The organism is Chamaesiphon sp. OTE_8_metabat_110, from assembly GCF_031382685.1.
Taxonomy (GTDB): Bacteria; Cyanobacteriota; Cyanobacteriia; order Cyanobacteriales; family Chamaesiphonaceae; genus Chamaesiphon.
This window is the reverse complement of the sequence record NZ_JANMZA010000563.1, coordinates 1-4926: the sequence shown is the minus strand read 5'-3', so window position 1 is coordinate 4926 and position 4926 is coordinate 1. Positions and strand designations below refer to the sequence as shown.

5 protein-coding genes are annotated in these 4926 nt (G+C 46.6%); 1 reads left to right on the top strand and 4 read right to left on the bottom strand.

Annotated features, from left to right (window positions below; all coding sequences use genetic code 11):
- The 3 genes from RMO52_RS20365 to RMO52_RS20355 form a co-directional block, all read right to left on the bottom strand.
- On the bottom strand, positions 1-949 hold a 949-nt coding region (locus tag RMO52_RS20365; RefSeq protein ID WP_310417896.1), incomplete at its 3' end, for a substrate-binding domain-containing protein.
- A gap of 132 nt (positions 950-1081) precedes the next feature.
- A complete protein-coding gene (locus tag RMO52_RS20360; RefSeq protein WP_309739569.1) occupies positions 1082-1516 on the bottom strand; it encodes a CAAD domain-containing protein in 435 nt (144 codons plus the stop codon).
- Positions 1517-1551: 35 nt separating this feature from the next.
- On the bottom strand, positions 1552-2424 hold the full coding sequence (locus tag RMO52_RS20355; RefSeq protein ID WP_309739567.1) for a DUF2382 domain-containing protein: 873 nt from the start codon (positions 2422-2424) through the stop codon (positions 1552-1554).
- A gap of 337 nt (positions 2425-2761) precedes the next feature.
- On the opposite strand from RMO52_RS20355, the gene RMO52_RS20350 reads away from it, so the two are divergent.
- Entirely contained in the window at positions 2762-3247 is a 486-nt protein-coding gene (locus RMO52_RS20350; RefSeq protein ID WP_310417893.1) for a hypothetical protein, read from the top strand.
- Between the two features lie 71 nt (positions 3248-3318).
- Here RMO52_RS20350 and RMO52_RS20345 read toward each other — a convergent pair whose 3' ends face one another.
- On the bottom strand, positions 3319-4770 hold the full coding sequence (locus RMO52_RS20345) for a glycoside hydrolase family 13 protein (RefSeq protein WP_396135064.1): 1452 nt from the start codon (positions 4768-4770) through the stop codon (positions 3319-3321).
- Positions 4771-4926 lie beyond the last annotated feature (156 nt).

Genomic DNA, 4926 nt, shown 5'->3' with positions numbered 1-4926 from the left:
CCCACCACAACAAGCCACCTAATAAGGGAAATAGTAGCAATAGCCACGGGAAGTCATTCTCTGTCGTCGATCGAGTAACTGTGGTGGTAGAGGTGGTTTCAACTGGCGCTGGGGCGGCTTCGGGAATGCTAGCAGCGGCTGCGGTACCGCCCAGGAAGGCAGCAACAGCCGGACGCGGGGTACCCGCCTTGTAAACGTAAGCTAGCGGCTGCGAGAAGGGATAGCGAGGGTCGCGGGGGAGTGTCTTGTGCATGGGGACAATCCGAATCCCAGGAATATTGTCGATCGCATCAGAAACTGTATAGGTGATGCCTCTAGAGCCGAGTTGCTCGATCGCACTTTCGATCGTATCGTCAGCTACTTTGATGGCATTGGGAGTAGCGACGAAGGGAGCTTGCTTGAATACGGCATAATTCTGAAGCGCCAGCCGCGTATCATTGGTATCGGGTCGATCGACTAGTTGAATGCGTCCGGGAGGTGCGCCGAGTTCCGACCAATCTTTGATTTCACCTCGAAAGATTTTGGCAAATTGCTCGAAAGTCAAGTTGCTAGTAAATCGATTTGCCGCACCGACAATAATCGCAATTTTCTGACGTTTTTGCGGGACGGCGACTAAACCCTGTTGTTGCTCTCGCTCTGTGAGCGGACGCCCGATGGCGGCTAAGTCGGCGGTACCATCGAGTACGGATTTGAGCGCAGCATCGGCACCATTATAGCGGGTAGTAATCTGGGCATCGGGCGAACTTTGTTTGATTTGCGCGATCCGATTATTATTAGTTACTTTCATACTGCTCGATCCTTCGATCCGCACCGTATTGGTAGTGGGAGCAGTTGAAGTCGCATCGGTAGCTACTTGAGCTACGGCGGAATTGGCAAAGATCGGCATTGCTCCCAAGCTCAAAATCGCATACAGAGCGATCGCGGCTGAGGATGTTTTAGCTGCGTTCATAGCTAGTTTAAATAATTTAAAAAGATGAAATAATCGATCGAGAATGTGTATAGAGACTAGATATCCAGTCAGTAATAAGTTTGCTGACTGGACAATCTAATCTAAGGTGTCGTTTAAATTTTTGGATAACTACTAGTTACGATTGCCTAGAATTTCGGCTTTAGTACGGTTGACTGATTCCATCAATTCGCGTCGATCGTGTTCGCGAATCAAGTAACGCCAGATAAACTGTCCGACATAATACAAGCCGACAAGCTTCAGGATTGGTGCTACTAATGGCAGTCCATCGATCGCATTCAATCCCGCAAATAATAGATCGAGCGCGATGATGCCCAAGTAAATCAAACCTAGCGTTGTTAATAGCTGTTGGTTATCTTTAAAGAAGCGTGAGATGTAAATAGAAGCATTCTCAAAAAATGCTTTATTCTTGGTTTGGATCGACACCCACAATTCTCGATTGGAATCAGTTGCTGACTCTAAGGCTTCTGGATTGGGATTGGGTTCGGGTGGATTGGGAGTCTCTACAGTATTACCGTAGGCGTCGGTTTGGATGATTTCAAGTGTCATAGTGATGCTCCTGATTAGTGGAAATTAACGTTGACTTAAGTTTTGTTTTCGACGACGGGATGACCCTCGACGTTAACATCTAATTCTTCACGGCGAAGTTGCTCTTGCGCGGTGACGGTTTCCGTCTCGACAACCTTGCTAACGCGAACTTCTTCACGAACGAAGGCTTCTTTGTGAAATTCGGGAACTTCTTCATAAACTTCCATCCGGGCAACTTCTCCAGCTTGGAAATTAGTCTCGCTTGGCGTAACTACCGCTTGAGCATTTCCAGGTATCCGCTCGATCGTAATCCGCTCTTTTTCCACAGGTACCGAAGCAGTTGCCGTTTCAGTTTCGACATGTTTGCCGATGATGGCTTCGCCACTCTTTTGCCGAGTCGTACTCGTCACTAGTCGCTCTTCGTACAGCTTGAGACTCGAATGATCGCGATCGTTGAGCGTATACAGATCTGGTTCGCGATCGTAAGTATAATTGCTGCGATCGTGAGTACCAGTCGCCACTGGAGTCATCGTTTCGGTACCTGTTGCGGGGGGACGATCCTGCTGCATTGACATTTTTGCATCCCGGTAGACACCGCGTACCTGCTCCTCATGCTCGTAATCGATCGTCAGATCGTTGGTAAATTCGGGTAAGGTTTCTACTTGTTTTTTAGTCAGATCTTGAGCATAGATCCGCGTCCCGTCTTTATCGACATGAGCGCGACCGATCGGTAATAATACCTTTTTACCCATAATCCACGAACCAGTACTAATCACCAAATAGCGAAACTGTCCGCCATCATCTACTAACACATCATCGACACTACCAATTTTTTCATTAGCTGCATACAAATCTAGTCCTTTAATATCTCGACCACCAAAGTGTTTTTTGTAATCTGGATTGAAGTCTGCGATTTTATGGAGCGCCATATGATTTTACCCGGGACTTAAATTACTTAAAGCTGTTATTCATTCACTTTACAAGTGCTACTTATATTCTTTGTCCCTCGATCTATGTATCTAGCTAATTCCATTAGATAGAGAACGAAATCTGTCAGTTTTTATTTTTGCTCAAATTAAAACTAAACACGATTATTTGGTTGAATTACTCGACTCGATCGCACATCCAGAATCGATTCCAAATCGGCGCAGATGTATAGCTAGCAGCAATCTCCACCCAAGATTACTCATCTCCAGCTAAAATAAAGACACCCTTCCTAGTAACAGCGACTGAGATAGTTGGAGAGTCAAACGAGATCGATCGACTTTGCAACTTATTTGCCATCAGCCAAATAAGTTGCAGTTCTGCTCTCATCTAGCTAGTCTCACATTAGAAAATAGTATGTCTGAAGAACGTTTCGATCGCCTTGAAAATCAGTTATCACAAGTCATCCAGGCGCTTGGTACCATGCAGCAAAGTATGAGTACCATGCAGCAAAATATGGCGGGTATCGAGCAACGAGTTACTGGTATCGAGCAGCAAGTTACAGGTATCGAGCAACGAGTTACAGGTATCGAGCAGCGAGTCGCCAGTATGGAGCAAAATATAAACGCTGCGCGTGAAGACATTACCAGTCTGCGATTTCGGATCGATAGTGTCGAAGGTGCCGTGACTGTGGTGATTCGGAATACCTTTGTCGCTCAACAGAATTTTATAGACGAGCTAAACCTCGATTTGAGTATTAATGAACGCAAAACTCGACGGTTAGCGCGGCGAGTGGCGCGACTAGAACGTCAAGATCTGGATGATTAAATTATTACGGCGATCGATTAATTTTTAGCACCAATGAAAATTGGTGCTTTTTTAGGCGTGACGATCGAAACTCAAGCCACGATACAACCGCTGCGGGGATTTAGATCGATCTTGAATGTATTCCCACTACTTTGTGCTAGTTTAGCAGTCCCAAATAATTGTTTGGATTGAATATTGATGCCTAACTCGGCGAGATCGAGGCTGAGTGTTTCTGACTCGGTACTGGTATTGACAGCAACTAAGATTTCGACATCGGCTAACGTGCGAACGAAGGCGTAAACCTCGCCCCGAGCATAGATCGTGCGGTAGGTACCAGTGCGCAACGCCGGATAGGCATGACGGATCGCAATTAGTCGCCGATGATACTCAAGTAATTCGCGATCCCAATCAGACTCAGCCGGGAACCCGCGCCGGGAGTCCGGATCGAGCGCACCTGCCAAACCGACTTCATCCCCATAGTAAATACTCGCCGCACCGGGAAAAGTCAGTAATAATAACGTCGATAGTTCTACACTAGCACGATCGCCGTGCGCGATCGAGAGCAGCCGCGCGGTATCGTGACTAGCTAACAAATTTAACTGCGTCAGTTGAATTTCCCAGGGATATAAATCCAGCAATGCCTGAATTTTGGTGGCATAATCGGGGGCTAATAGCGCCGGGTAGGGGTCATAACTGGGATTGCGAACATAATCCATCTCCACGCGATTTCCGGCGGTAAAAGCGATCGTCGGGGCAGTAAACAGGTAATTCATCACGCCATCAAACTGGGTACCATCGAGCCAATGTCGGGCATCTTGCCAAATTTCGCCGACGATATACGCTTCGGGATTAACGGCTTTGACGCGATCGCGAAATTCTTGCCAGAATCCCGGTGTAGTAATTTCAAATGGGACATCCAATCGCCAGCCATCGACACCCATTTCAATCCAGTATTCGGCAATCTCCATGATGTATTCTTTGACATCGGGATTGTCATGATTGAAGACGGGCAAAGCGCGATTGTTTACCCACCCTTCATAGTTAGCTGGAAGGTTGCCATCGTAGGCAGAGAGCGGCCAATCGTGGATTTTAAACCAATCTAGCCAGGGTGAGTTGGGGCCATTTTCCAGAATATCATTGAAGAAGTAAAATCCCCGACTTGCATGATTGAAAACGCCATCGAGGACTATTTTAATATCGCGCTGATGCGCTTGTTCGAGGAGTAGTTTAAAGGCTTTGTTACCACCAAGAATCGGATCGACTTGATAATAATCGTGGGTATGATAGCGGTGATTGCAAGTGGACTGAAAAATCGGCGTAAAGTAAATCGCATTAATGCCTAAATCTTGCAGGTAATCTAATTTTTCGATAACGCCCCATAAGTCACCACCTTTGTAACCTTGCATGGTGGGTGGTGCTTGCCATTCTTCCCAAGTTGGATTTTTTAACAAACACGATTGCGGTTGTTTGCCGATCGCAAATCGATCGGGAAATATTTGATAAAAGACGGCATGTTTAACCCATTCTGGTGTGTGAATTTGAATTGGGGAGATGGGAGGTGGGAGTTGGGAGTTAGGAGATGGAGTGTGGGGGAGTTGGGGAGAGGGGGGGACGGGGAGACGGGGAGCGATGAATGTCGTAATTACCTTTTACCTTTTACATTTTACCTCTTACCCTTTACCTAACCTAATAAAATCTGT